Here is a 25077-nt window from a genome sequence, read left to right as displayed (position 1 = left end):
GCAAATACCAAAATCAACAGGATGATTAACAATGAGCAAAGTCGTAGAAACGGAACTTCCTAGCAACAGCCTTCTTAGTGATCGTATCCAGCAATCTGATTTCATCGATTGCTACGCTGTTCAATCCAATTTATCACCTCGCGAAGCAGCTGAAATTATTACCGACTTTCCCGGATGGGCACGTTTTCTAGTCAGCATACGAAACTCTGTCGTTTCTAAATTTGGTTTATCAAGCGATACATCAGAAGGGACTGACAAAACAGGCTTCTTCCCTATTGAGTCTGAAACCGATCAAGAATTGATCGCTGGGTTTAATGATAAACATTTAGACTTTAGAATCTCTGTCATGTCTAAAGATGGCCAAGTATTTTTATCGACTTGGGTTCATCCCCATAATCTTGGCGGAAAAATTTACCTTAAAACCATTCTGCCCTTTCACGTTTTGATTGTTCGTAATGCACTGGCTCGCGTTCGGACGATAAGTTTGTTTACTAATGACTAAAATCTCTTATACAAAAGAATAAACAATTTCAGAAGGATCGCCGCACTTGTACCAGTTATATTATCACCCGTTAAACGCCAGTATGGCTCCTCATTTCATACTTGAAGCCTTACAAGTTGATTTCGAGTTGACCCTTGTCGATAGAAATAGCAAAGCCCAAAAGTCTCCTAGTTATTTAGCACTAAACCCCGCTGGACGCATTCCTACTTTAATAGATGATGGCTTCGCCATTTTTGAAAGTGCAGCAATCTGCATACATTTAGCTGAATCACACCCAACATCTAATTTGATGCCGCCAATAAGCGATAAAAACAGGGCATTATTTTTTCAATGGCTGATGTATTTAACCAACACCTTACAAGCAGAGCTGATGATCTATTGCTACCCAGAGAAATACACAACAGAGATTAATAGCGTCAGCGGCATTCTCGCCGCACAAGAAACAAGAATCACTGAAATACTAACGCTGCTTGACCATGAGTTGGAAAGCAAAAGCTTCCTGGTAGGAGAAACAATCAGTGTCTGTGATTACTTTCTTTTTATGCTGGCCGTGTGGGCAGACGAACTAAAAAAACCACCTCTATCCTTCAAGAACCTTTCTCGATATCTACGCCAATTGGCTCAACATAAAGCGATCATTAGAGTCTGTCAAAAAGAAGGCCTAAACCTTGCTGACTATCACTAAAGAAGGAAGCCAACATGCCAGAACTCAAAGCAGAAAGAACCATCGCGGAAAAGTTCCTCAAGGAAATGCTGGAAGCAGATGACACAGGCAACTATGATTTGTTTGTTAAACATTACGAAGTGCAAGATCTGGTCGATTTCTCTCCAGAACGTTTTGAGGATGACATTAAGCACATGCAAGCCAGAAATGGCAGGAACATGGGTTACGAATACTTTGGTGTTTTGAAGGGATATCACAATGGTAAGCGTGACGCTTGCTATCGATTCGTTTGGAAAGGCATTTATGAAAAGCGTGAAGCCCTAATTACCATTGGCATTCACTGTAAAGATGGTACTTGGCATGTCAATGAGTCGACTGTTCGCTAGAGTTAAGCGAAATACAAAATGCAGAGAATCATTCAATTAATCAAACAAGACGATATTCGTGTAAAAGCACTTGAATGCGTTTCTTCTCTTGGCTTGCCCCAATGCTACATAGCAGCTGGTTTTATCAGAAACTTAGTATGGGATTCGTTGCACAACAAGCAAACACCAACGGCGTTAAACGATGTTGATGTTATTTATTATGACGCTAACGGAAATAACCAAAATAAGTATTTAGAGTATGAAGCTCGTTTGTCGGTCTTGATGCCAGAACTAAACTGGCAAGTTCGCAATCAAGCTAACATGCATTTAAAAAATGGCGATAAGCCTTATCTAAGCTCAATCGATGCTATGAGCTATTGGCCTGAAAAAGAAACGGCCTTGGCGATTAGAAAACTCGAAAGCAAAGACTATGAATGCGTATCAGCCTTCGGCTTTGATTCACTATTTGACTTAAAGCTAAGTCACAACCCCAAACGCACGAAAGCCATATTTGAACATCGAGTCACATCAAAAAAATGGCTAGATTATTGGCCTAAGCTAACGCTTGTATCATAGTGAACTCGCAAGCATTTGAATGATGAAAAGGAGCCTTTCATAAAAATGGACTATCGACGCAATATCCTTGTTATTGATGGAATAGCCGCCTCTATGGCAGGCATTGCGATTTTGTCATTCACGAAATGGTTACAAGATTTGCATAAGCTTCCTAGCGAATTATTAGTATCCATAGCCTTAATCAATCTGCTCTACGCAATCTATTCACTCAGTCTCTCAGTACTTAAAAACCGTCTTATGATTTTGGTCACTGTATTAGTCATAGCAAATTCTATTTGGGCCATTAACTGTCTGAGGTTAGCTTTGAACTATTGGGATACGGCTAGCACATTTGGGTTGCTGCATTTGTTTGGAGAAGCTATTTTCGTCGGAACACTCGCCTATTTAGAATGGAAATGGCGCGATAGCTTAGTCAATAAACCACTACCCTCTTAGCAACTTTATATTATCGCTTTTATCACTTACCACGCCTTTAATTTAATTCAACACCACCCTTTTCTTTTATACGTAGTAAAACAATAAAGAAATAACACTACAACACTAATTGTTAGATATATAATCTTTAGTTCAACAAAACCTTACATTACTAATCATTAGACATGACACATATTTATAATTACTAATTTTAAGCTAAACGCCTATTTTCAGGGCGTTAACGCGCATTTTTGGAGCGCTTAAAGGCGTTCAATCTATTGATTAAAATGTGAATTTTTATATTTTTTTGATTTTTTTGCATATTTCTCTATGTGTTTGTTTTGAGCACTTTTTTTGATGCTTTTATCTTTTATTATTCGTCTTTTGCGCTTTTTATTGATGCTTTTTCTATTTTCCTCTATTGCAACCCATCAAATATTTAATTACTACTGTATGAAGTTTTTCAAATCTTACAAAGTTTAACGGGCTTTCAGGGAGGCGTTTATGAAACAACAATGGCAAGACAATATTCTCTTCGCTGAAAAATTGCGGAAGCAGTTACACGCTCATCCAGAACTTAGTTGGCAAGAAAATAACACCGCGTCTTTGGTGCGAGGCCAACTCGATGAATTAGATATTCCATGGCGTGCTTGTGCCGGTACAGGCACTGTGGCTTGGTTGAACAAAAACGGCGAAGGCAAAGCGATTGCTTTGCGTGGAGATATGGATGCCTTACCCATTGACGAACAGACAGGCAAGGAATGGCAATCAGTCAATCAAGGCTGCATGCACGCTTGTGGTCACGATGGCCATACAGCAACACTGTTAGCAACGGCACGTTGGTTAAAACAATTTGAAGATGAGTTACCTCAGCCCGTGGTACTCATCTTTCAGCCAGCCGAAGAAGGTTTTCACGGTGCACGTGAAATGATCAAAGACGGCGCGCTGGAAAATGTTGGTGAGATTTACGGTTGGCACAACTGGCCAGCTCTGCCTTACGGCACAATCGCTTGTCCTGACGATATTGTCATGTGCGGCAATGGCACTTTCAGCATGGAATTCAAAGGTCGTGGCGGACATGCCAGCCAACCAGAACTGTGCGCTGATCCATTATTGGCAGCAAGCGCTGTAAACGTTGCATTGCAACAAATCGTCAGTCGACGCATTGCGCCTCAAGCCACAGCGGTGATCAGTGTCACGCAAATACACGGTGGAACCGCGCCAACGGTGATTCCAGAAACAGCGACACTAAGCGGTAGCATTCGTGTTCCCGACGAAGACACTCGGCAAAAGATCAACCAGCAGATTTCTGAAGTAGCCACCTACACCGCAGCGGCCTACGGTGTGAAAAGCACGATCGAGCATGACATGCGCTATCAGGCAACGATTAACCATAAAGTCCAAGCGACATACGCGAGAGAAATTTGGCAATCCCTTTATGGCGAGCAAACACTTAATCATGGACAAGCCTTGCCTATCATGGCGTCGGAAGATTTTAGCTATTACCTACAAGCTATTCCCGGTGCGTTTGCTCTGATTGGCAGCGACGATGGCGAAGGCCATAACGTGTCTTGCCACAGCCCACATTACGATTTCAATGATCGCTTGATTGCTGATGTCTGCCGTTGGTTTTGCCAACTTGCCGGCCTTACCGATCAATCACTACCAAAGCACTGACTGCAACAGTAACAACCCAAAAACCCGAACCAAAGGTCATAGAGATAAGACCTTTTGAGGAGACGTTATGACTATTTTCGAACAACGAGAATCCAATATTAGAGCTTACGCTCGCACGTACCCAACGGTTTTTGTTACGGCAAAAAACGCTCGCCAAATTGACGAAGACGGCAAGGAATACATCGACTTTTTCGCCGGCGCTGGGGTACTGAACTTTGGTCACAATAATCCACACATGAAAAAAGCCATGATCGATTACATGCAAAATGATGGCGTGCTTCACAGTTTGGATATGCAAACCCAAGCCAAAGCCCAATTTATGCAGAAGTTTACCGACGTTATTCTTACTCCAAGAAATATGCCTCATCGCATGCAATTCATGGGGCCAACAGGCACTAACGCAGTAGAAGCCGCGATGAAGCTGGCGCGTAATGCAACTGGACGCCACAATATTGTCGCCTTTAGCCAAGGCTTTCACGGCATGACCTTGGGTGCGTTAGCAGCGACCGCCAACGAATATTTCCGTCAAGCTTCCGGCGTGCCTTTGCTGCATGTCAGCCATGAATTATTCGATCAAGAACACGATCAAGAAACGTCACTTGCGGCGTTAGATGCACTAGCGAGCCAATACCGCGACCCATCTAGTGGTATTAAACCACCAGCGGCCTTCATGGTAGAAACCATCCAAGCGGAAGGCGGCGTCAATGTTGCTAGTAAAACGTGGATGCAAAAGTTGGAAAAACTCGCCAAAGAGTTTGGCTCAGTGCTGATCGTTGATGATATTCAAGTCGGTTGCGGCCGGACAGGCTCTTACTTTAGCTTTGATGACATGGGCATCAGCCCAGACATCATTACCTTGGCCAAAGGCATTGGTGGCGCAGGTACACCGATGGCAATGAACTTGGTGCATCCTGATTTGGACAAACATTGGTCGCCGGGCGAACACACTGGCACCTTCCGCGGTCAGAACTTGTCCTTCGTCGCCGGTGAGGTCGCATTAAGCTACTTTGAAGACGATAAACTGATGAAAGAAGTCGTCGATAAAGTCAAAACCGTTCGTAGCGCACTAGAACCCTTAGTAAGCGAGAACAGCGCCAAAGAACTGCGCGGCAAAGGCCTGATTCTAGGTTTGGATATGGGCAGCGGTGAAGTGGCCGCCAAAGTAGTTCAACGTTGCTTCAAACAAGGTTTGATGCTCGGCGCCTGTGGTAGCGGCGGTCGCGTCTTGAAAATCATTCCACCATTAACCATCCCTGAGGCTGACTTGATAGAAGGCTTGGATATTTTAAAAGACGCTGTCCGTTTTGTAATGGAGGAAGCCGCATGATTGAACGTGATGATATGACCTTTACCTTTGCTGAATATCAGCGCCGACTAGGTGAATTACGCGCTCGCATTGCTGAGCGCCGCTTGGATGCAATTGTGATCACAGACCCTGAGAACATCGCGTATTTAACGGATTATCAGACTACTGGCTACTCCTTCTTTCAGGCGTTAGTGATTCCGCTCGAAAAAGAGCCTTTCATGATCACCCGAGCGTTGGAAGAATCTAATATATTTGCTCGCACATGGGTTGAACTCACTCGACCTTATCCTGATACAGGCGATGCAATTCAAATGCTAGTGGATGCGCTGCGAGAATTTGGTTTGGCAGACAAACGCATTGGCTATGAACGCAATAGCTACTTCTTCCCAGCTTACCAGCAGGACTGTATTCACACGACATTGAAAAACGCCAAGTTAATGGACTGTTTCGGCATCGTCGAAGAAGGCCGAATCTGTAAGTCTCAAGAAGAAATCATGGTAATGCGCCGTGCTGCATTGGCGACAGAAGCCGGTATGAAAGCCGGTATTGAGATCTGTCGCCCAGGCATTACGGAAAACGAAATTGGTGCAGAAATCGCGGCGGCCATGTTCCGTGCGGGTGGTGAAACGCCTGCAGTCATGCCCTACGTGACTTCTGGGCCACGAAGCATGATAGGTCATGCTACTTTCGAAGGTCGAACGGTTCAACCGAATGAACACGTCTTTTTGGAAGTCGGTGGCTGTTATCGTCGTTATCACACCGCCATGATGCGTACTGTGATTCTTGGCGAATTATCCGATGCCATGTATCAATCCCAAGAAATCATGAAGCGCGCGCTCAATGAAATACATCGCGTGGTGCAGCCGGGTATGACAGTGTCGGACGTGGATAACATGGTACGAAACATCATTATGGACAACCAAGTCGGCGCCAGTTTGATCACTCGCTCTGGCTACTCCATCGGCATCGCCTTCCCACCAAGCTGGGATGAAGGCTATATCATCAGCTTGAAACAAGGTAATTCAGCGGTACTAAAACCGGGTATGACCTTCCATATGATTCCATGGATGTGGGGCATTGAAGGCGATAAAACCTGCGGTATTTCCGATACTATCGAAATTACCGAAGATGGCTGTCGCTCTTTCTTTAACATGGATCGTGACTTTACGGTGAAATCCGGCGTGGCAGTGCCTCAGGAAAAGAAAGCTATTGACCTGTCCAGCACCTTGCCAACAAAAGAGGAAGTCAAAAAGTCCAAATCGAACACCAAGCAAACCGAGAAAGCGGCGAGCTAATTAGGAGGTGACTATGTTAACAGCAGCCAAACTAGAAACTGCAGCTCTTGAAAGCATTAACCCTACAACAGGGCAAGCCTTACCTTCATGTGCCGCGTTGTCACTTGATGAAGCACGCTCCGCCATCGATAAGGTGGCGGCAGGCTTCTCGGAATGGAAGGCGAAAAGCTTTCCAAAGCGAGCGGCTATATTAAAAGCCGTTGCCGCTTCGATGCGAGAAAACAAACACGAACTGGCCGATTTAATGGCGCTTGAAATGGGTAAGCCAATTAAAGAAGGCATAGCTGAAGTCGAGAAAAGCGCTTGGTGCGCAGAATATTATGCCGACAACGGTGAAGCATTTCTAACACCTGAAAGCTTAGAGTCGGACGCGAGCCACAGCTATGTGCAATACCCTCCTCTTGGCACGGTGTTGGGCATCTTGCCTTGGAACGCACCGGTTTGGTTGGCATTACGCTTTTTGGCACCAGCCTTAATGGCGGGTAATACTTGCGTGCTAAAAGCCGATCCAAATGTGCCTGCCACAGCCAAAAAATTGGTGGAATGTTTTTATCAAGCTGGCGTACCCGAAAACGTCGTCGCAAACTTAGCCGTCGACAACTCGGTGGCGAGTAAAATGATCGACCATCCGCAAGTAAAAGCCGTGTCTTTTACCGGCTCAAGTAAGGCGGGACAATCCATTGCTTCACAAGCGGCAGCGGGATTAAAACCAGCCGTCTTAGAGCTTGGCGGTTCTGATCCTTGCATTCTGATGGCCGATGCGGATTTAGAAAAAGCACTCGATATTATAACTCTCTCGCGCATGATAAATGCGGGGCAATCTTGTATCGCCGTAAAACGCCTGTTTGTCGAAAAATCGATTTATAACGAAGTCTGTGAAGCACTGCGTGAACGCTTTAGCAAACTTAAATGTGGTGATCCAAGAGACGAAAGTAATAATCTAGGGCCATTGGCGAGAGAAGACTTACGAGATCAATTACATCGCCAAGTATCTGCAAGCATCGACGCGGGTGCACGCTGTTTAACTGGCGGCGACTTACCTTCTCGTTCGGGCTTTTTCTATCCGCCGACGTTATTGGTTGATGTAAAACCTGGCATGACAGTATTTGAAGAAGAGACCTTTGGCCCAGTGCTCAGCGTGACGCCGATTGATACGATAGATCAAGCGCTGGAATTGGCGAACGACACAGAATATGGCTTAGGCGCCAGCATTTGGACGAGCAACCAAGTGGCCATAGATAGAGCCATTGAGACCCTAGAGTCAGGCCAAATTGCTGTGAACGGTATCGTAAAAAGCGACCCAAGACTGCCATCTGGCGGGATTGGTAAGTCTGGTTATGGTCGTGAACTTGGCCCGCAAGGCATACGGGAGTTTGTTAACGTACAGCAGATTTGGATTGCTTAACACTATATTGCTATTATGTTTAACACTCAGTAAAAGAGCCTCACTTGAGGCTCTTTTTGTATATGAGTAACCCTTAAACAAGTAACAAGAGTAATGAGCATGGAACCGCTGCCATATTTAAAAACAATCGAACTTAAACGAGATTTGATCAACTCATTTGACGTTTATCCATTCTCTATCCCAGCGGTGAAAGAACTGGATTTTATTGAGTTTGATAAAGCTGTGACTATTTTTGTTGGGGAAAACGGCAGTGGCAAATCCACCTTACTCGAAGCCATTGCAGTCAGTCTTGGCTTCAACGCAGAAGGTGGCACCAAAAACTTCAACTTCGGTACACGCAGTACTCATTCGGATCTACATAGCTACCTTCGCCTTTCGAAATCCTTTAAACGCTACCGAGACGGCTTTTTTCTTCGAGCAGAAAGCTTCTATAACGTGGCTACCAATATTGATGAATTAGATGAAGACCCCTCGCCAGGACCATTTATTAAAGATAGCTATGGCGGAAAGTCGCTGCATCATCAATCCCATGGTGAATCTTTTCTAGCTCTTATGTTGGAGCGTTTTGGTGGAAATGGGCTTTATCTCCTTGACGAGCCAGAAGCCGCGCTTTCACCAACAAGACAACTTGCTGTATTAAGTCGAATGCACCAACTGATAAACCAACAATCTCAGTTCATCATAGCAACACATTCACCCATTCTGATGGCGTATCCGGGTGCGAAAATTTACCAAATCGATAAAACTGGTATTTACCCAGTCAAATACGAAGACACCGAACATTACGGAGTGACAAGGGCCTTCCTAAACAACCCTGAGCCAATGCTGAAAGAGCTGTTTTCAAATTAATAAATGCTTAAACAAGAGCTTTCAAGGACTCCGAACAGGCTCATTGCAACAGCTTGTCCGGAATCCTAAACAGATTACTCTTTTACATATTGTCGAAAGGCCGCCAAAGCGCCTTTTGCATCAACCTTTCGATCCGCTACCGAATCTAACCAAACTTGATCAATGCCTTTCGTCAACTTGCCCATCTCAATGACACGCGGATCATTTTTATCCAAGGTAACCACGTTTACGCCGTTTTCTTTCGCATAGGTAATTCCCTTGGTTGCATCTTCTTGCCAAGCTTTACCCGCCATACGCGAAAGCTTCTCTCCAGATACGCTCATAATCGCTTTTTGATCCTTTTCACTAAGCTGATCAAAAGTATATGGATTCATCACAATACTAAACACAGTGGTATAAAGACCATTCGGGAACAGCGTTAAATCACTTGTGACTTCCGCTAAGCGATAAGATTTTTGCTCCCCCGTTGGCAAAAAAGTGCCTTCTACTATGCCTTGTTGCAGCATTTCATAAGACTTACTGGCTGGGGCGATAACAGGTGTCACATCTAAGCGTTTAGCAAGCTCATTGACCATACCGCCACCAAGCCTGATTTTCTTACCCTTTAAATCCTCTAAACTGTTAACAGGAAAAGTGGTTTGCATCTGCCCCGGTGCGTGAACAAACATACCCAGTAATGTCAGGCCATCGTATTCATTTGCAGATTTAAAGTATTCTTGCTGAACACGCCAAAGGGCACTGGAAGCGGAAGCCGCATCAATCGTTTCGCCAGGAATCTCGGCAATACTGGTCAGTAAAAAGCGCCCTGAAAGATAGGCATTCACACTAAATCCCACGTCGTAAATGCCATCTTCAACGCCGGAAAAAATAGATTTTGGATGGCCCGTGTAATTGATAATTTCTACATCCACCCGTCCTTCCGTTGCCTCTTTTACCCATTTCGCCCATGTCGGCCAAACCACCGCATTTTGTGGATTACTGTTTGGTGCCCAAGTCGCCACTCGTAATGTTGTCGTGCTCTGAGCAAGAACAGCACTGCTCGCAACGCAGCCTAGCGCCAAACCCAAAAGTGTTGTTTTAATTTTTGACATTCGATTTTCCTCATTTTTTTATTGTTGTTTTACATTCCGAAATTCAAGACGTCTTTTGTCTATTCACCTCTTATTCTTCGTAATAGAACTCAGGAAAGATGGCATTGTCATTTGGGTACTGCCCTGGTTCAACTCGGACTTCACTGGCGTTAACGCTTGGGTCTGTACCTGGTCTTGGGTCCCAAATGGCATCATCCCCTAACCAGCGAGTAGAAAACGCCAACCTGTCTTGGCTAGCTGATTTGTTACCTGGTGCACCATGTAGCGTCCAAGCCGAGAATATCAATGCATCGCCCGGCTGAAGTTCGTAACTGATGATGTCGAAGCTATCGCGGTCGGCTTCTATATCAGGGCAAGGAACGCCCTCGCCTTTTCCCGTCCAGCCAACATTGGCATTTTTGTCAGACGTTCCAAATGCCTCAGGCAAATAAAACACATTGTCATTATTCGAACCTCTGACAAACTCTAAGCCGCTGCCTTCCAGAGTCACGGGCGTTAAGGCCAACCAAATAGACGCAATCTGCTTGCCTCTAAAAGGCCAATACGGCACATCTTGGTGCCAAGGTGTAGGTGTGTTTGATTGAGTGGTTTTGATAAGAAGGTGATCAAAATAAAAACGGCTGGAGTGACTTTTCATCGCCTGGGCGGCAAGACGAGCGCAGCCAGAATCTTTTGCGTAGCGATACACAAGATCATTGGAGCGCCATAGATAACGGTCGGTAAACATACGACCGGTTTTCTGGCCGGGGTTAGCGTCGTTCGCCAGTTGACTTGGATTGTCTATTTGGAATTGACCAAACGCCGCCAATTGTTCAATCCAAATAGGATCTACTGCGTTACGCACACACACCACACCGTCTTTTTGGTATTGTGCAATCTCTGCACTCGAAAGGTTTCTATGGCTCATAATGTTTTCCTTTGTTTTTATTGTTGACCAAAATATAACCTAAGCCATATCATCAAATAACCTGATAAATTTGATATGCATTATGGAAAATTTTGATTCCGGCTCACTGAGCCTTAAAAACCTAAAGACACTCAAGCTCATTTACGAGCTGGGTTCGATAACGGCGGCGGCCGCAGCGTTAGAGCAAAATCAACCCACAGTGAGCTACACATTGGAGCAGATGCGCTTAGCATTTGCAGACCCGCTGTTTGTTCGTTCCGGCCGAGGCGTTGCACCCACCAGCCGCTGCCACCAAATCATGCCGCACATAGAAAACCTACTTAAAGGCATGACAGAGCTGTTTCAGCCAACCGATTTTGTGCCCAGCCAAGCAGAATTAAACATTACAATTTCGTGCAATCTTTACGAACTACAAGTGATCATACCCACCTTAGTTGAAAGACTAAGCACGCTCGCGCCCAATATCCATCTGATATTTATCCAATCGAATGTAAATGGTCATAAGCAACTTCAGCAGGGATTGTGCGATATATTATTGTCTCCGGTGACCCACGATTACGAGACGCTCTACAAACGATCTTTATACAAAGATCGTTATGTATGCTTGATGTCCCCGCAACACGATTTAGCTGAAAAAGACATTACGCTAAGTGACTACACCGCAGCAAAGCACATAGAGATTAGTTATGAAGGTGGCTGGAAACCGCTTTATCTGAGCATGCCAGAATTACAAGGCGCGAACCTCACCATAGCGCTTCGCCTTCCAAGTGTTTCCAATTTTATTTCAAGAATGGCGGGCAATGGGCTAGTCGCCACTCTACCAGAGCGACTTGCTCGTATTATTGGTGGTCCAATGGTTGTTAAAGATTGCCCGTTTGAAAGTAAGTTTGAACTTAGCCTTTACTGGAATAAGCTAACTCATCACTCCCAAGCCCACCAGTGGCTAAGAAGCCAAATCATTGATATCTGCTCGGAGCAACCCAAATGGTATACCTGCGTCAATTAAGCGATCTCATTTTGTCTGGCTGCTTTTGGTGAGAAGATTAAATCAGCATTTGATTGCTGATTTAATAGATTATTTTCGGTCTTTGGAGAATTTAGCAATGGATTCGATCGGCATCCAAAGTTTGGAGGTGTGCTCTTCCTTCTGAAGGAAGATGAAGCCGTGATTCTGATAGAATGTGACGAGGTCATCGATCAATCCAATTCAGTCAACTTGTTGCCATAATGGAACCAAAACTAGTGCAGCTCGGCTGTTTTGCTATTAGTAATTGATACATACGGTCGGCTCGGACTCTTGAGCCAATGAGATTTTTAAGGGTGCGGAAGATGGAGCAGTTTGGTTTGAGCAGGAATTTAACGGATTGTGGGCTGTTGCTTAGGTAAATGGCTTAAACTGTGTAGCCCTTATTGCCTATTAACGTTTCGCAATAAGGGCTATAGAAGATCAGACAATCAAAAAATGTCTGTCTGAGATGTTAAAGTGTTGCGGTAAAGACTTTAGAGAAGCTGGTTTTTTCTTGAATATCGATGTTCAGACGCAGTCTGCGCGAAATATCACTGGCTGAGAAAATACCGCGAATCTTGTGATTCTCACGATCCATAACAAGACAGTGACGTTCACCATCATTTTTAAGGGCGGTGATGACATCAGAAATGCTGGCTTTGGAAATATCCTGCCAATCCAATGCTTTTAGATTCTTTTTAGCTGTCATTAGATCAGCAACGACGATTTCAGCTCGCTCCAAACCTTCCGATACTTTTTGAACAATTTTTCGTTCGATCAGATCATCTGCACTAACAACACCAATAAAATGCTTATTCTCGTCAATGACAAATTTTAAGCGCACGTGCTCTTTTTGCATCAGCTCTTTAACGTTTAATACAGACCAAGTGGACTCAACAATCAAAGGTTTGTTGTTTTGAAAATCAGTAAAAAAACTCAGTGCTGGGGAGTCGATGGTAAGATCGTAGTTTTCTTCAGGCCAAGCCAATTCGTCGATGTCAGTTGTTGGGTAAAAATCAAGTTTTTTCATATAAAGCCGCTCCGAAGTTCTCTCTTGTAATAAATCTAATGTAGACGGTGTCTGATAACCATATCGCAATCATTATGCATAAAGTAATAGATAAGTACTAAAAATAACAATTACAAGCCTAAGGCCCGTCTTTAAAGGCAATTTTGTACTATTTCTGTCGGTTTCTACATTCAAATCATGTTGAGCTTGGTCTTTTTGTCATTGGCTATAGTCGTGCTTCGATCATATTTGCTAGGATCAAGTCATGGTGAATTGGCCAAATGATAGAGAACGTAGGACAAACGATGACGCAGCCTGAGCTTTCAATAAACGACCTCATGAATGATGTAATGACTCAATGTGAGCAATTTTATTATCAAATGGGGCCATTTAGTGCAGTAACTGAGTTCGAAAAAGCCAGTATTGAACGAGACATTCGAGTAAAAATCAGTCATCTAAGCGAGCTGTCTAAAGGCTACAGTTACGTGGCAATGATGTATTTGCAAGTCGCTCTGGGTAACCAGAAAGAATTGAGCAAAGCGTTTTTTGAAACACTGAACTATTTAGACAATGCCACTATTTATACTAACTACGCCTCCCACCTTAACAGCCTAGGCTTTCCCAAAATGGCGGTTCAGGTGCTAGAAGATTACCTAGCATCCACTCCGGCATCCATGAGCGTAATTGTCACGCTAAGCAATCTTTATAAAGGCATGGGGGCATTTGCGAAAGACGCCAAATTAATGGAGACGTATTTAAAATCCAACGTCCCTCAAGAAAACGCATTGCAAGAGTTTCTTATTAAGCACGATATTACGCCAGAAGAAACCGAAGAATATTTCACGCTTGTGAGTAATTATTTTCTTGCTCAACGTATCAAACATTACAAGATTTCACGTCACATCGAAAAAAACCATGACGGTAAAGATTGTATTACCACAGAATTCCAGATTGAAGACGATTTAAGCCCAGATCAAATTCATTCAATCAACCTAGGGCTTTCAACTTTGTTAGCCGACAGCGACCTGCCCAAAAAAGTCGCTGAACATTTCATCACCCGCATTTATCAAGTATAAAGTATCCAACAATACAAACCGTCAAATCGTTATACATAACAACGAGGTAAGAATGAACGCAGTACAGAAACAGTACCAGATGAAAGGCATGCAGATTACCGAATACGAGTTAGACGTCCCTCTGGACTGGACTTCCTGTGATCAGGACTCCGTTAATCATACTACTGGAAATACCCCAACGATTACGCTGTTTGCTCGCGAAGTGGTGGACATAAACCGCGCCGATGAAGAGCTTCCTTTATTGCTATTTTTACAAGGCGGACCTGGCGGCAAATCCCCTCGCCCAATGCCTGGTTCCCCATCTTGGATGGCGGAAGCGTTGAAAACCCATCGGGTTATTCTGATAGATCAACGTGGCACTGGCCGCAGCAGCCGAATTGATAGCAACTTGATTAGCAAGTTATCTGCTGAGGAAGGTCGTGATTATCTACTTAAATTCCGTGCTGACAGCATTGTTGCCGACTGCGAACATTTAAGAAAAACCGTTTATGGCGGCCGTTTGTTTGAAACCTTGGGACAAAGCTACGGTGGCTTTATTACGCTGGCTTATTTATCCCAAGCGCCGGAAGGGCTAGCGGCATGTTATGTAACGGGTGGATTGGCTGGGCTTGAAGAATCAGCAAAAGAGGTTTATCAGCTAACTTATCAGCGCGTGATCGAGAAAAACCAAGACTATTATGCGCGTTACCCAGAAGACGCCAATACCATGGCAAAAATCGCTCAATGCCTTACTAACGAAACGGTACTGTTACCCGATGGCGACCAGCTCACATTAGAACGCTTTCAGAGTATCGGCATTCTCTTGGGCATGGGTCCTGGAATTGATCAAGTACACTGGTTGGTGGACGAAGCCTTTGCTGGCAGTGACAAAACGCGACTCAGCGATGTATTTTTAGAACAGGTAATGAACATCACCAGCTACTATGAAGGCCCGCTATTTGCGGCGATTCATGAAAGTATCTATGGTCAACCCAATGAAAAAACCAACTGGTCAGCCCAACAACTGCGTGGGCAATTTAGTGAATTTGACGAATCACACTCGCCTTTGATGCTTACTGGCGAAATGATCTATCCGTGGATGTTTGATCAAATTGCCTCACTGCGCCCTTTTGCGGATGCAGCAAACGCCCTAGCGGAATACCAAGACTACGCGCCACTTTATGATCTCGAAAAACTTGCCAAGAACAAGGTGCCCGTTGTCGCCGCTGTGTATCACAACGACATGTACGTGCCCCGTGAATTGTCGCTAAAAACGGCGAGCCAAGTCGGACACTCTCAAGTTTGGATCACCAATAGCTACGAACACGACGGAGTTCGTCAATCGCCAGAAGTGTTCTGCAAATTACGTGAATTACTATTAGACCAAGGCGGCCCTTTAAAAAGCTAACAACACGCATAACATTAATTTATGCAATTGCTTCGCATTTCAACCAAGCATTAAACGCTATGCTTAAACGGATTTTTCGAATTGATTTTTATCATCTATAAGGGGGTTACATGAGTCACGTATTAGATTTGACAGTTAATGACATCCAAGGCAAAAGTGTTGATCTATCGACTTACCAAGGCAAAACCGTTTTGGTGGTTAACGTTGCGTCTAAATGTGGGCTAACGCCACAGTACGAAGGCCTTGAAGCCTTGTACAAAAAATACCACGAGCAAGGTTTAGAAATCCTAGGCTTCCCTGCAAACGATTTTGCAGGTCAAGAACCAGGTAGCAATGAAGAAATTCAACAGTTTTGCAGCCTTACCTACGATGTAACCTTCCCAATGTTCAGCAAAATTACTGTCACTGGCGAAGACAAACATCCTTTATACAAAGGCTTGATTACAGCGGCACCGGTTACACCAAATCGCGATGCTATGGTTAACATGTTGGCAGGTCATAAAATCGAAGCGACAAATGCACCAGAAGTAGTTTGGAACTTTGAGAAGTTTTTGATCACCAAAGATGGCAAGGTTGGGCGTTTCTCTCCCGATGTAACGCCAAAAGACGACGCACTTGTTGCATCGATTGAAGCCGATCTATAAGCGTTAAAGCAAAGTTTAGACAAAAAAGAGTCACGCCAATAACGTGACTCTTTTTTTTGCTATGAAGACCGGATTTGTCTAAGTATCTTCATGCGGTTCCATTTTTGTCTATTCAGTTTTTTATATATCCATAAACAGCCAATATCGAAACCAAAATAAAACACGCTAATGCCACTCGGCGGATTACTACTCGCAATGAAAGGCACCTTACCGAACCAGGTGTCGGGCCAAAACCAGCACTGGTAATAAGTTCCCAGTAATTCCAAATACACCACCATGAAAAACATGATAAGAAAAAACAGCTCATTGCCCGTTTTCTTTCTTAACAGCAGCACAATCACCAACATACAAAGGAAGCCAAATACATCCTGGTCGAACAGCAGCCAAAGGCTTGAATAGGTAATCATTGCCCAGTACAAGATCGAAATAATACGTGCCTTATTACGCTGGATAATTTTTTCTTTTTGGATATAAAACACAGCGGCATAAATAAGACTGTGACCAAGAGGCACATAAATAGGGACATTCTCAAGCCGATATTCATACATTCCCAAAAGAAGGGAAAACACCACCTCCCCCAGCAAAGCCAACGCAATGCCATACAACATCAGCTTTTTGATTCTTGCCGTAACACGAGAATAAACCCAGGCAAAACAGATCAATACCAAGAAATTAGTGATCCATTGATTAAACGGAATGTGCTCTGCCAATGCTTTGCTATCGAGGAAAAGCCCCAGCCATAACACAAGGAAGACAGGCAGATAAATAGCGGTAAATTGCAGTTTTGATTTCATGCTGGAATCATAGCAAACTTGACTATAGGCACCATCAAAAATAAGCCCGTTAGCGTAAGAACCTGCTTTTCATAAAACGCTTTGGCGTAATACCGGCGATTAACTGACATTCACGTGTCATGTGGGCTTGATCAGAAAAACCGTATTCGACAGCGAGTTCAGCCAGTTTGACATGATTTTCTTCCATTTTTAGAGCCAACAAAACCGCTCGAACTCTTCTCAAGCGTTGGAAGTATTTTGGAGACATACTCAAACGAGTTTGAAACTGACGCTCTATTTGCCGCTGACTAAGAGGAAGGCTATCTAACAAATCAACTCGGGAAGATTGTTGAAGCAATTCTATGGCTTTCACTACTGGGTCATGATCATATGTCGATCCTGAAGTAACGTGATCGAAAGCCTTATCCAATAAATTAATACGTTCTTCTACACTTAAAATACTTTTTAACTGAACCAATAAAGATTGGATAAATTCAGACGATTGCCATGAGCCAATATTGCCTTCCAGCGCAGCTAACTCCGTCTGCAACAAGCCACCCATTCCGGGCTGAAAACGCACACCAACTAAATTAGCACCAGTGGGTAAATGAATAATATGCGCCTGCCGATTGGTTGATTGAAATATCACTGTTTCATTCCAAACTTCTTGATCAACCCGTATCGGCTCTCCAAGATTGAACAATATTCCACTACCTGCATCAGCAACCAAGCGACGCGTAACACCCTGTTGATCCATTGGGATTTGTGCCGACCAAATAGCCTGCAACCACAAAGAAAGTCGCCCTTGTGGAAAGTGAATATCAAACAACAAGGGCGACAACATGTTAGTCCTCTCATTTACTGGTGTAAGCAAACCGCTTGTTCAGCGAAAGCTACCAACTTCAGGTTTATATACTTTTACCATTCTGTTCCAACTAGAAATAGCGTTTATTGCAGCGGTTAAATGAGTTAATCCAGATTCACCAAAATTTGCCTGCATTTCTTCATAATGACCGTCCCCAACAGAATGACCTGCGATAAGATGCTCCACCCAAGCCAAAGCCTGACGTTCTTGCTCAGAAAATAGCGGTGAATCTTGCCATGCATTCAAGGCTATCATTCGCTCGTACGTCTCACCCATTTCAAATGCTTGCGTGCTATGCATATCCAAACAAAACGCACATTGGTTTATTTGTGAGACACGAAGCTTCACTAATTCCAATATAGTTTTACCTAAGCTTGGTATATCCGCAAATTGTTTGCCTAAAATTTCTTCTTGCTTGAACAACAGCTCGAACACTTGTGGAGCAGCAGCATAATAGTTGATACGTTTTAACATATTGAGATCTCCAAAGAATAAATTTGAAGCCCAATCCTAGCGGTAGCTGATCAGCATTAATTGAAGAAATTCGACATTTTGAAGGGAAATATAAAACACACCAAATTAATGTAAAAAGGTCAATTCGGTGTGTTTTGCTTTATTTTTCTATAACTCTCTATTACCAATAATTTAACGATAGTAGAGCAACAGTTTACTGACTACTGAACAAACTGCTCAGCCCAAAATGCTACAGGTGAAGCAATGAGAATCGTTAAAGCAACACGCTGATACCAAACAATCAACATTTGTTTAATATTCAATGGGATCTCGGTCGACAAGATACAAGGAATCGATGCAGAGAAGAAAAGTATGGATGAGATAGACACTACACCAACGACAAACTTCACAACAAACACGCTTTTCGCTGCGATTAGCGCCGGTAAGAACATTTCAGCCAAACCAGTAGCCGACGCTGTCGCCACCATCATTGGATCTGGCAACTGGGCGATCCATGCGAATGGGTAAAACAGGTAACCAATCCACTCAAACACTGGCGTGTATTTCGCCAATAACAAGCCACACAAACCAACCGACATAATAGAAGGCAAAATGCTCATTGCCATTAACATGCCTTCTTTGATGTTTTGTAGGATATTACGACCGATAGGCGCGGCGTTTTTCGCCACATCCAACCCTTCCAATGCCGCTTGTTTGAAGCGCGAATGCTCGAACTTTTCGACTTCACGACTTTCTGCCGTGTCGTCCATTTTGCTAAGCGGAAAAATGCGTACTGTGATTGCTGTCACCACAAAAGTGATCAATAAAGTGGCCCAGAAAAAGACGTTCCAAACATCCATCAAGCCCAGTGTTTTCGCCACAATCACCATAAAGGTTGCCGAGACGGTAGAAAAACCAGTCGCAATAATCGCCGCTTCTTTCGCGGAATATTGACCAGATTTATAAACGCGGTTGGTAATCAACAGACCAATAGAATAACTACCAACAAAGGACGCAACCGCATCAATCGCTGACTTACCTGGCGTCTTAAACAGAGGCTTCATAATCGGCTGTAAAAGCACACCGGCAAATTCAAGCAAACCGTAACCAATCAGAAACGCTAGAAACACTGCACCAATAGGTACAATCAAACCAACCGGCACCACCAACTTGCTAAATAAGAACGGCAGCATGTCTTTTTCGAACAAGAAAGCAGGCCCGACGGAGAAAAACGCCATTATCGCAGTGACGACGCCCAAGACTTTAAAAATAGACAACACCGTTTGCGTTTTACTGGCTTTCCAGTTACCCGAGATAAAAGGATAAGCACCACCGGCCAACACAACCAAAATAGCGTAAACCTCGGCCATTTGACCGTAATCATTACGGAGCCAAGACACAATATGATCAAGCGGGATGGTTTCTTTCCCACCGATATTGATCGGAATGAAAAAGACAAAAAGGCCAATGCAGCTATAGGCAATGAGTTTAAGAAGAGACAGTGGAGACACCGCTCCTGACTTTGGATCTGTAGCATTCATATGAAGACTTCCTATGAGAAGGTTATTAATCATAAGCTAAAAAGCAACATACATACCAACATGTATATACATATTAAAATGACGTGAATTTGCTCTTCTTTCTTACGATTAAAGTGAATTTGTTTTTATTTTTAAGGCATCAACCATAGGAATATCGCACAAAATAGGCGCAATATAAAGCATTACGCGCCATTTTGATTCATAAATAATGTAGAGAAAAACAGAAACAATAAGTGCTTGATAAAATACAGATTAGCCAAGTTGTCTATACATAATCAATTTGACATCCGTGCTGATCAATAAGCTCATCATATTTTTTTAGTAAGTTTTCGGCTTGGTAATGGCTAACATCTGGCGCTTTCACATCATCCCTAACAACACGCAGAATCAAGTCCACTGCTCGCTCGGCTTCGCTCTGAATATCCTTCAAATCGCTTTGATAAAGATACAGCTTTTCGTTCAGGTGATTGCCAAACAGCTCTGGATAAACCTGTCGGTCTGGCAGCACAGGCACACAACCAAGCGCGACCGCTTCCAGCACAGCAAGACCTTGGAATTCATGTAACGCCGTCGACAGAACTATGTCTGACGAAGCAAGGAAAGCGAGATAATCCGCCCGACTTGGCGCGAAGCCAAACTGTGTGATTCGATGAGTAAACTTGGCTTGAATCTGATCAAATTCTTTTGGAATAGAACGAAACTGTTCGCCAAGAATGGCAATTTCATAGTCTAGCTTGCGGCGCTCTAATTCTTCTAACATAGCCAGCAATCGATCAGGCCCTTTGTCAAATTCCCAACGCGCCGACCAAACCAATTTAATTCGCTCTGATGCTTTGCTATTCACGCCCTGCTCGTCAGGCATTAAAACATTTTTTGCTAACTCATCTTTAGAAGTAGGCATATCCAAAGGCACAGCAAGCACTTGAGCTTTGGCTTCTATATCATTTAACCAATCTGGCGAGACATAATCAGGCAGTTTCTTTAGTAAAGCCCGCGCCCCACCAAAGAAAGAGTCTTTATTGAATGCGCTATTAAACACGCACAGGTCAGCAGCCAAGGCGCTGTACAAGGTGACCATCTGCATTTCCACCAAACCTTGCTGTTTATCACTGGCCGGGTAAGCAAATTGATTTTCATGAAAATACAGCACCCAAGGAATGTTCTGTAAGTTTGTGCAAAAGGCTTTTAAACCGACACAGTCTGTCATCGACGTCGCAATGACCAAATCGTACTCTTGCTCTATCTGAGGTTTAAATTGCGGATCAAACGCAAAACTCATGGCGTTACCGCGAATCCGCCACGCAAAATGTCGAGCAGGCAAAGACAAGTAACTCCATTCATGCTGACCTAAGCCACTCATCAAGGTATTTGCCCAGGCCTTATGGCTGCTGGCTTCGTAAGCACTGATCAATAAAATTCGCACGATTTCTTTCTACTCGTTGGTTAAATTTGGTTTTTTATCTATTTAAGAGCTTTTATGTCTATTTGGAAGCTTTGCGGCTGGCTCATCTCGGTTGGGTCGAATATCATGTAGGAAAATTACGAATTGCTTTAAGGAAAACCATGATCATTCAACGTCACGATCAAGATATTAACACGCCAACAGGCACCATGCGCTGTACGGTTTATCGCCCTCAAGCAGAAGGTCGCTTTCCTTGTATCTTTTTCTACTCTGAGATTTTCCAACAAACCGCACCAATTGCCCGCTCTGCTGCCATTATGGCTGGCCATGGTTTTGTGGTGATTGTGCCAGAAGTGTTTCATGAACTTAACCCAATCGGCACAGTGTTGGGCTATGACGATGAAGGCAAGGACAAAGGCAACGCGGACAAATTCACCAAAACCCTAGAAGCCCATGACAGCGACACCGTGGCTATGCTGGAATATTTCGAACAGCAAGATTATTGCACGGGGCAATTTGGCACCATGGGCGTTTGTTTGGGTGGGCATTTGGCGTATCGTGCGGCGTTAAACCCTCGCATCCAAGCGGCTTTTTGCTTGTACGCAACAGACATTCATTCGAATACCATTCCTTGCGATGAAGGCAATGACTCTTTCACTCGCACAAAAGAAATCCAAGGCGAAATCACTATGGTGTGGGGAAAACAAGACCCGCATGTTTCTACGGAAGGACGCCAGAAGATTTACCAGCAATTGATCGATACTGACCGCTTATTCACTTGGCATGAATTCAACGGCCAGCATGCTTTCATGCGCGACGAAGGCGATCGTTACGATCCGGCCCTAGCCTTAGAGTGTTACAACAAAGCCGTTGCGCTGTTCCAACGTACTTTGCACAAGGCTTAACACTGTAAACTGCACATTGTTGTGGTCGAAGGTGAGCTTATTGCTCGCCTCGCCACATAGGTGTCATCTGGCATTCGCCTAGCTCACCAGAAATCCACATTTCGCTGTCTTGAATGGTGACATTCAATTGCATAGAGCGAGTACAGATCTTCGCTAATGCTTCAACTTGAGCTTCTGGGAAACGCAATACTCGCATGTTATCAAAACGGCTGTTCTTGCCTTTGTTTTGTTCCCACCAAATATCAGACTTATCGTTGTAATTCACTACAACGACGTTTTGAGCGCGACCACAGGCTTTGCGCAAACGCTTCTCGTCTGGCTGACCTAACTCGATCCAAAGCAAAATTTCGTCTGAGTAATTTTTCTGCCAAAGATCTGGCTCGTCTTCAGTGCTAATACCTTTACTGAAACTCAATTGCTCTCCACCTTCTTTCTCATCAGCCAACAAGGCAAACGCCGCCAAACGCACCATCATGCGCTCTTCGGTTTCAGAAGGGTGTAATGCCAAGGTCAATTCATAACTTTGGTAGTGGTTTCGATCCATATCGGACACTTGAACCGATGCTTTATAAATTGTTGCTTTCGTTGCCATGAGGTCACTTACTACATTTGTTAACTATAAAAAGAGCACAGGAAAATCGCGAGGAATTGTACAGCAAAACACACACACAATATCGCTACATTCAGACTGTTTTTTTGACATTCAAAAAGTATTTATGCCAATTAAAAAAAGAAAAGTTATTTCAATATAAGTGATTGACATAAGTCACGAAAAAAGGCTCAATTGAGGAGCTCAAACGAGCAAATATTACACAATGCATAACGCAATCAATAAAACCCAAAGTTAAGGAGAAGCAAAATGACAATTTATACGCTAAATCATTCTACTTCTTCCATGGCGACTCGCTGTAATAATCGAGTAATTAAAACTTTGTCCACGCGTTCAATGCCTGTGTAATACACCATTGACCGCGGAATTTACGCGGTCACCTCTGTAAGAAATCACCCCGTAAGTTCCGCCAAAACACACTATTAAATGTATATTTTGGAGAAAACTTATGAGTATCATCGCCCTATTCAACGCCGCTAAAGAATACTTCGAAGCTCGTCGCACCAATCAGCTGTTTCGTCAGCTTGATGACCATTACTTAAAAGACATTGGTTTCTACCGCGACAACGGACAAATCCGCCCTTTGGCTGGCAAGCAAGACCTAGAAAGTCAAAGCAACGAGAAAGCCCAAATACCACCGGGAGAACAACCGAGTGACGGGTGACCAGATTGTCACCTCAGAGGGCTCTGAGGTGACGGTAAACCACTAGGCCGGATGGCCAAACACGCCTTTCATTATCAAATAGTGAAAGGCGTATTTTTATTAAATTAAAAATCAACCGCGCTCTAGTTGACGCACAACACTGGTGACAACACCAAACACTTCCAAGCTTGGCGCTTCACTTTCTACAACGGGCGTGACGGTCGCCGCATACGCTTTATTCTTAGGGCGAAGCAAGACATCGGGCTTCAATTGCAACGTCATTACGGCCATTTTCCCACGCTCAAACGCAATCACAATATCACCATGTCGCGCAGCCAAGGATCGGTTCACCACCAGCACATCACCGGCATGAATGCCTTCCTTGACCATAGACTCACCTTGAGCACGCACAAAAAAAGTCGCCCCTGGGTTAGGAATACACAAGGTATTTAAATCCACAGGCTTCTCTTCTGACTGTCCATTAAGATCAGAAATTGCCATAGATTCAGAATAAAGGGGAATTCGAACACTATTCGCCGCAATGAAAGCAGCAGACTCGGAGGTACCAAGATAAGAAACGCGCATAAACAAACATCCAAACTGTATATTCGTACAGTATGTTTTAAAGCATGCGAATAAACTAGCCTATTTTTGTAAAGATGAGAAATTAACTACCACGACAAACGTCAGGTTCATGGTCCTTAAGCAATTCACTTTCACTAACTTGTCCATTTGTCGCCAAAGAAATTCGCCGTATGTATTTTGCTGGCGAACGTTTATGAATGTGTAACCAGTTCCAAACGTGAGCTTGCTTAACTCCTAAGATGTGCGCGAGTGCAGTTTGGCTTCCTACAATTTCGACTGCTTTTGCAATGGCTGACATATAACCTCCTTAACAACCTTTACTGTATTTGATAACAGCTTTTATTGTTTGTCAAATACAGATAAAGTTGTAATTATTCACCTTATGAGCATCTCAGAACGCGTTAAACAAAAACGAACCGACCTTAGACTAACTCAATCAGAGCTAGCCAAGCGCGTTGGCATTTCACAGCAGTCTTTGCAAAAAATCGAAGATGGCAGAACACAAAACCCGCGAAAGCTACTCAATTTAGCCAAAGCGCTTGATTGCGACGCAGAGTGGCTGTTACTGGGCACAACAAATGAAGTAAGAGAAAACACCTCTCACTACATCAATGATGATCAAGCCTCACAGCCCTTTAAAAATAACCTAAGACCCATCATCACAGCCCAACAAGCTGCACAATGGCCAAACATAGGCGAGTTAGAATCTTTAGAGCTAAAACACCTAGAAGTACCAGATACGGTATCTGCAACGGCATTTTGGCTAAAAGTGATTGGCGATAACATGATGTCATCGTCTGGCATTAGTGTCCCAGAAGGGTATTTTATTCTTGTTGAACCTGCCTTAACGGCAAATAGTGGTGATTTGATCGTTGCGAAATTAGCAGACAGCAAAGACGTAACCTTTAAAAAATTTGTTGTAGACGCAGGTCGCACTTACCTAACACCACTAAATTCAAACTACAGGCCTATTGAAGTGGCTAATGATCTAGAGGTCGTAGGGGTTGTGACCCAAGCCCGAATAATGTTCTAAACTATGTACAAACCAACCTCTTCATAATAACGTAGAGGTTTATCTTTACAATAAAAACAACTTAGGCTGTTGACTGACAGACAATAAAAACTGT

Annotated in this window: 28 protein-coding genes; 17 read left to right on the top strand and 11 right to left on the bottom strand. The window is 43.7% G+C overall.

From position 1 onward, the window contains the following. Positions 1-31 precede the first annotated feature (31 nt). From KDW99_RS08630 to KDW99_RS08585, 10 genes are all read left to right on the top strand, one after another. On the top strand, positions 32-502 hold the full coding sequence (locus KDW99_RS08630; RefSeq protein WP_255828895.1) for a DUF2867 domain-containing protein: 471 nt from the start codon (positions 32-34) through the stop codon (positions 500-502). A gap of 46 nt (positions 503-548) precedes the next feature. Next, the gene (locus KDW99_RS08625) at positions 549-1187 is read left to right on the top strand and encodes a glutathione S-transferase family protein (RefSeq protein WP_255828894.1); all 639 of its coding nucleotides are present in this window, start codon (positions 549-551) and stop codon (positions 1185-1187) included. Positions 1188-1201: 14 nt separating this feature from the next. Beyond that, positions 1202-1552, top strand: coding sequence for a hypothetical protein (locus tag KDW99_RS08620; RefSeq protein ID WP_255828893.1), 351 nt, complete (start codon positions 1202-1204; stop codon positions 1550-1552). Positions 1553-1570: 18 nt separating this feature from the next. Continuing rightward, entirely contained in the window at positions 1571-2107 is a 537-nt protein-coding gene (locus KDW99_RS08615; protein ID WP_255828892.1) for a nucleotidyltransferase family protein, read from the top strand. Between the two features lie 45 nt (positions 2108-2152). Further along, on the top strand, positions 2153-2542 hold the full coding sequence (locus KDW99_RS08610) for a hypothetical protein (protein WP_255828891.1): 390 nt from the start codon (positions 2153-2155) through the stop codon (positions 2540-2542). 483 nt (positions 2543-3025) lie between these two features. Next, a complete protein-coding gene (gene doeB2, locus KDW99_RS08605) occupies positions 3026-4198 on the top strand; it encodes a N(2)-acetyl-L-2,4-diaminobutanoate deacetylase DoeB2 (RefSeq protein ID WP_255828890.1) in 1173 nt (390 codons plus the stop codon). Positions 4199-4265: 67 nt separating this feature from the next. Next, entirely contained in the window at positions 4266-5525 is a 1260-nt protein-coding gene (locus tag KDW99_RS08600; protein ID WP_255828889.1) for an aspartate aminotransferase family protein, read from the top strand. Continuing rightward, positions 5522-6799, top strand: coding sequence for an ectoine hydrolase (gene doeA / locus KDW99_RS08595; RefSeq protein ID WP_255828888.1), 1278 nt, complete (start codon positions 5522-5524; stop codon positions 6797-6799). Before KDW99_RS08600 ends, doeA begins: the two co-directional genes overlap by 4 nt. Before the next feature lie 13 nt (positions 6800-6812). After that, the gene (locus tag KDW99_RS08590) at positions 6813-8204 is read left to right on the top strand and encodes an NAD-dependent succinate-semialdehyde dehydrogenase (RefSeq protein ID WP_255828887.1); all 1392 of its coding nucleotides are present in this window, start codon (positions 6813-6815) and stop codon (positions 8202-8204) included. 99 nt (positions 8205-8303) lie between these two features. Then, positions 8304-9053 carry an AAA family ATPase gene (locus tag KDW99_RS08585; RefSeq protein WP_255828886.1) on the top strand — a complete coding sequence of 250 codons (750 nt, stop codon included), beginning with the start codon at positions 8304-8306 and terminating at the stop codon, positions 9051-9053. 74 nt (positions 9054-9127) lie between these two features. Here KDW99_RS08585 and KDW99_RS08580 read toward each other — a convergent pair whose 3' ends face one another. Together KDW99_RS08580 and KDW99_RS08575 are read right to left on the bottom strand one after the other, a co-directional pair. Continuing rightward, the gene (locus tag KDW99_RS08580; RefSeq protein ID WP_255828885.1) at positions 9128-10144 is read right to left on the bottom strand and encodes a TRAP transporter substrate-binding protein; all 1017 of its coding nucleotides are present in this window, start codon (positions 10142-10144) and stop codon (positions 9128-9130) included. 70 nt (positions 10145-10214) lie between these two features. Further along, positions 10215-11051, bottom strand: coding sequence for a phytanoyl-CoA dioxygenase family protein (locus KDW99_RS08575; protein WP_255828884.1), 837 nt, complete (start codon positions 11049-11051; stop codon positions 10215-10217). 82 nt (positions 11052-11133) lie between these two features. Between KDW99_RS08575 and KDW99_RS08570 the strand changes: the two genes are divergently transcribed. After that, positions 11134-12057: a LysR family transcriptional regulator gene (locus KDW99_RS08570; RefSeq protein WP_255828883.1), complete on the top strand. Its 924-nt coding sequence runs from the start codon at positions 11134-11136 to the stop codon at positions 12055-12057. A gap of 472 nt (positions 12058-12529) precedes the next feature. Here the strand turns inward: KDW99_RS08570 and KDW99_RS08565 are convergent, their stop codons facing one another. After that, a complete protein-coding gene (locus KDW99_RS08565) occupies positions 12530-13087 on the bottom strand; it encodes a CBS domain-containing protein (protein ID WP_255828882.1) in 558 nt (185 codons plus the stop codon). Positions 13088-13347: 260 nt separating this feature from the next. Here KDW99_RS08565 and KDW99_RS08560 point away from each other — a divergent pair, with 260 nt between their 5' ends. The 3 genes from KDW99_RS08560 to KDW99_RS08550 all read left to right on the top strand — a co-directional run bounded on the left by KDW99_RS08560 (position 13348) and on the right by KDW99_RS08550 (position 16173). Then, positions 13348-14142, top strand: coding sequence for a hypothetical protein (locus KDW99_RS08560; protein WP_255828881.1), 795 nt, complete (start codon positions 13348-13350; stop codon positions 14140-14142). A gap of 52 nt (positions 14143-14194) precedes the next feature. Further along, positions 14195-15529: an alpha/beta fold hydrolase gene (locus tag KDW99_RS08555; RefSeq protein ID WP_255828880.1), complete on the top strand. Its 1335-nt coding sequence runs from the start codon at positions 14195-14197 to the stop codon at positions 15527-15529. A 110-nt stretch (positions 15530-15639) separates the two neighbouring features. Continuing rightward, entirely contained in the window at positions 15640-16173 is a 534-nt protein-coding gene (locus KDW99_RS08550) for a glutathione peroxidase (protein WP_255828879.1), read from the top strand. Between the two features lie 59 nt (positions 16174-16232). Here the strand turns inward: KDW99_RS08550 and KDW99_RS08545 are convergent, their stop codons facing one another. The 5 genes from KDW99_RS08545 to KDW99_RS08525 all read right to left on the bottom strand — a co-directional run bounded on the left by KDW99_RS08545 (position 16233) and on the right by KDW99_RS08525 (position 21228). Beyond that, entirely contained in the window at positions 16233-16967 is a 735-nt protein-coding gene (locus tag KDW99_RS08545; protein WP_255828878.1) for a hypothetical protein, read from the bottom strand. Positions 16968-17016: 49 nt separating this feature from the next. Then, positions 17017-17790, bottom strand: coding sequence for a helix-turn-helix domain-containing protein (locus KDW99_RS08540; RefSeq protein ID WP_255828877.1), 774 nt, complete (start codon positions 17788-17790; stop codon positions 17017-17019). A gap of 39 nt (positions 17791-17829) precedes the next feature. Further along, on the bottom strand, positions 17830-18285 hold the full coding sequence (locus tag KDW99_RS08535; RefSeq protein WP_255828876.1) for a carboxymuconolactone decarboxylase family protein: 456 nt from the start codon (positions 18283-18285) through the stop codon (positions 17830-17832). A 200-nt stretch (positions 18286-18485) separates the two neighbouring features. Next, positions 18486-19805 (bottom strand): YjiH family protein, encoded by a 1320-nt coding sequence (locus KDW99_RS08530; protein ID WP_255828875.1) that lies wholly within the window; start codon positions 19803-19805, stop codon positions 18486-18488. Between the two features lie 265 nt (positions 19806-20070). Beyond that, positions 20071-21228 (bottom strand): tRNA-queuosine alpha-mannosyltransferase domain-containing protein, encoded by a 1158-nt coding sequence (locus tag KDW99_RS08525; protein WP_255828874.1) that lies wholly within the window; start codon positions 21226-21228, stop codon positions 20071-20073. A 140-nt stretch (positions 21229-21368) separates the two neighbouring features. On the opposite strand from KDW99_RS08525, the gene KDW99_RS08520 reads away from it, so the two are divergent. After that, on the top strand, positions 21369-22112 hold the full coding sequence (locus KDW99_RS08520; RefSeq protein ID WP_255828873.1) for a dienelactone hydrolase family protein: 744 nt from the start codon (positions 21369-21371) through the stop codon (positions 22110-22112). A 37-nt stretch (positions 22113-22149) separates the two neighbouring features. On the opposite strand, the gene KDW99_RS08515 is transcribed toward KDW99_RS08520, so the two are convergent. Beyond that, positions 22150-22704, bottom strand: a complete 555-nt coding sequence (locus tag KDW99_RS08515) for a YaeQ family protein (RefSeq protein WP_255828872.1) — start codon at positions 22702-22704, stop codon at positions 22150-22152. A 466-nt stretch (positions 22705-23170) separates the two neighbouring features. Between KDW99_RS08515 and KDW99_RS08510 the strand changes: the two genes are divergently transcribed. Further along, a complete protein-coding gene (locus tag KDW99_RS08510) occupies positions 23171-23386 on the top strand; it encodes a hypothetical protein (RefSeq protein WP_255828871.1) in 216 nt (71 codons plus the stop codon). Positions 23387-23497: 111 nt separating this feature from the next. Here KDW99_RS08510 and KDW99_RS08505 read toward each other — a convergent pair whose 3' ends face one another. Then, positions 23498-23950: a S24 family peptidase gene (locus KDW99_RS08505; protein WP_255828870.1), complete on the bottom strand. Its 453-nt coding sequence runs from the start codon at positions 23948-23950 to the stop codon at positions 23498-23500. Between the two features lie 82 nt (positions 23951-24032). Then, positions 24033-24248 (bottom strand): helix-turn-helix domain-containing protein, encoded by a 216-nt coding sequence (locus KDW99_RS08500; protein ID WP_255828869.1) that lies wholly within the window; start codon positions 24246-24248, stop codon positions 24033-24035. A gap of 84 nt (positions 24249-24332) precedes the next feature. Between KDW99_RS08500 and KDW99_RS08495 the strand changes: the two genes are divergently transcribed. Further along, positions 24333-24983, top strand: coding sequence for a LexA family protein (locus KDW99_RS08495; RefSeq protein WP_255828868.1), 651 nt, complete (start codon positions 24333-24335; stop codon positions 24981-24983). The last annotated feature ends 94 nt before the right edge of the window (positions 24984-25077 follow it).

The sequence above is a fragment of the Marinomonas rhizomae genome, from assembly GCF_024397855.1.
Classification (GTDB): Bacteria; Pseudomonadota; Gammaproteobacteria; order Pseudomonadales; family Marinomonadaceae; genus Marinomonas; species Marinomonas rhizomae_A.
Note: the sequence above shows the minus strand (reverse complement) of the source record. Positions and strands in the feature narration are given on the sequence as shown.

What these genes read in the sequence shown, in the direction of transcription:
- KDW99_RS08590 (WP_255828887.1), top strand. Translation starts at nt 6,813, where the DNA reads ATGTTAACAGCAGCCAAACTAGAAACTGCAGCTCTTGAAAGCATTAAC.
- KDW99_RS08575 (WP_255828884.1), bottom strand. Translation starts at nt 11,051, where the DNA reads ATGAGCCATAGAAACCTTTCGAGTGCAGAGATTGCACAATACCAAAAA.
- KDW99_RS08530 (WP_255828875.1), bottom strand. Translation starts at nt 19,805, where the DNA reads ATGAATGCTACAGATCCAAAGTCAGGAGCGGTGTCTCCACTGTCTCTT.
- KDW99_RS08540 (WP_255828877.1), bottom strand. Translation starts at nt 17,790, where the DNA reads ATGTTGTCGCCCTTGTTGTTTGATATTCACTTTCCACAAGGGCGACTT.
- KDW99_RS08585 (WP_255828886.1), top strand. Translation starts at nt 8,304, where the DNA reads ATGGAACCGCTGCCATATTTAAAAACAATCGAACTTAAACGAGATTTG.
- KDW99_RS08500 (WP_255828869.1), bottom strand. Translation starts at nt 24,248, where the DNA reads ATGTCAGCCATTGCAAAAGCAGTCGAAATTGTAGGAAGCCAAACTGCA.
- KDW99_RS08510 (WP_255828871.1), top strand. Translation starts at nt 23,171, where the DNA reads ATGAGTATCATCGCCCTATTCAACGCCGCTAAAGAATACTTCGAAGCT.
- KDW99_RS08560 (WP_255828881.1), top strand. Translation starts at nt 13,348, where the DNA reads ATGATAGAGAACGTAGGACAAACGATGACGCAGCCTGAGCTTTCAATA.
- KDW99_RS08610 (WP_255828891.1), top strand. Translation starts at nt 2,153, where the DNA reads ATGGACTATCGACGCAATATCCTTGTTATTGATGGAATAGCCGCCTCT.
- KDW99_RS08535 (WP_255828876.1), bottom strand. Translation starts at nt 18,285, where the DNA reads ATGTTAAAACGTATCAACTATTATGCTGCTGCTCCACAAGTGTTCGAG.
- KDW99_RS08545 (WP_255828878.1), bottom strand. Translation starts at nt 16,967, where the DNA reads ATGAAATCAAAACTGCAATTTACCGCTATTTATCTGCCTGTCTTCCTT.
- KDW99_RS08600 (WP_255828889.1), top strand. Translation starts at nt 4,266, where the DNA reads ATGACTATTTTCGAACAACGAGAATCCAATATTAGAGCTTACGCTCGC.
- KDW99_RS08630 (WP_255828895.1), top strand. Translation starts at nt 32, where the DNA reads ATGAGCAAAGTCGTAGAAACGGAACTTCCTAGCAACAGCCTTCTTAGT.
- KDW99_RS08495 (WP_255828868.1), top strand. Translation starts at nt 24,333, where the DNA reads ATGAGCATCTCAGAACGCGTTAAACAAAAACGAACCGACCTTAGACTA.
- KDW99_RS08555 (WP_255828880.1), top strand. Translation starts at nt 14,195, where the DNA reads ATGAACGCAGTACAGAAACAGTACCAGATGAAAGGCATGCAGATTACC.
- KDW99_RS08615 (WP_255828892.1), top strand. Translation starts at nt 1,571, where the DNA reads ATGCAGAGAATCATTCAATTAATCAAACAAGACGATATTCGTGTAAAA.
- KDW99_RS08580 (WP_255828885.1), bottom strand. Translation starts at nt 10,144, where the DNA reads ATGTCAAAAATTAAAACAACACTTTTGGGTTTGGCGCTAGGCTGCGTT.
- KDW99_RS08570 (WP_255828883.1), top strand. Translation starts at nt 11,134, where the DNA reads ATGGAAAATTTTGATTCCGGCTCACTGAGCCTTAAAAACCTAAAGACA.
- KDW99_RS08505 (WP_255828870.1), bottom strand. Translation starts at nt 23,950, where the DNA reads ATGCGCGTTTCTTATCTTGGTACCTCCGAGTCTGCTGCTTTCATTGCG.
- doeB2 (WP_255828890.1), top strand. Translation starts at nt 3,026, where the DNA reads ATGAAACAACAATGGCAAGACAATATTCTCTTCGCTGAAAAATTGCGG.
- KDW99_RS08620 (WP_255828893.1), top strand. Translation starts at nt 1,202, where the DNA reads ATGCCAGAACTCAAAGCAGAAAGAACCATCGCGGAAAAGTTCCTCAAG.
- KDW99_RS08565 (WP_255828882.1), bottom strand. Translation starts at nt 13,087, where the DNA reads ATGAAAAAACTTGATTTTTACCCAACAACTGACATCGACGAATTGGCT.
- doeA (WP_255828888.1), top strand. Translation starts at nt 5,522, where the DNA reads ATGATTGAACGTGATGATATGACCTTTACCTTTGCTGAATATCAGCGC.
- KDW99_RS08550 (WP_255828879.1), top strand. Translation starts at nt 15,640, where the DNA reads ATGAGTCACGTATTAGATTTGACAGTTAATGACATCCAAGGCAAAAGT.
- KDW99_RS08520 (WP_255828873.1), top strand. Translation starts at nt 21,369, where the DNA reads ATGATCATTCAACGTCACGATCAAGATATTAACACGCCAACAGGCACC.
- KDW99_RS08515 (WP_255828872.1), bottom strand. Translation starts at nt 22,704, where the DNA reads ATGGCAACGAAAGCAACAATTTATAAAGCATCGGTTCAAGTGTCCGAT.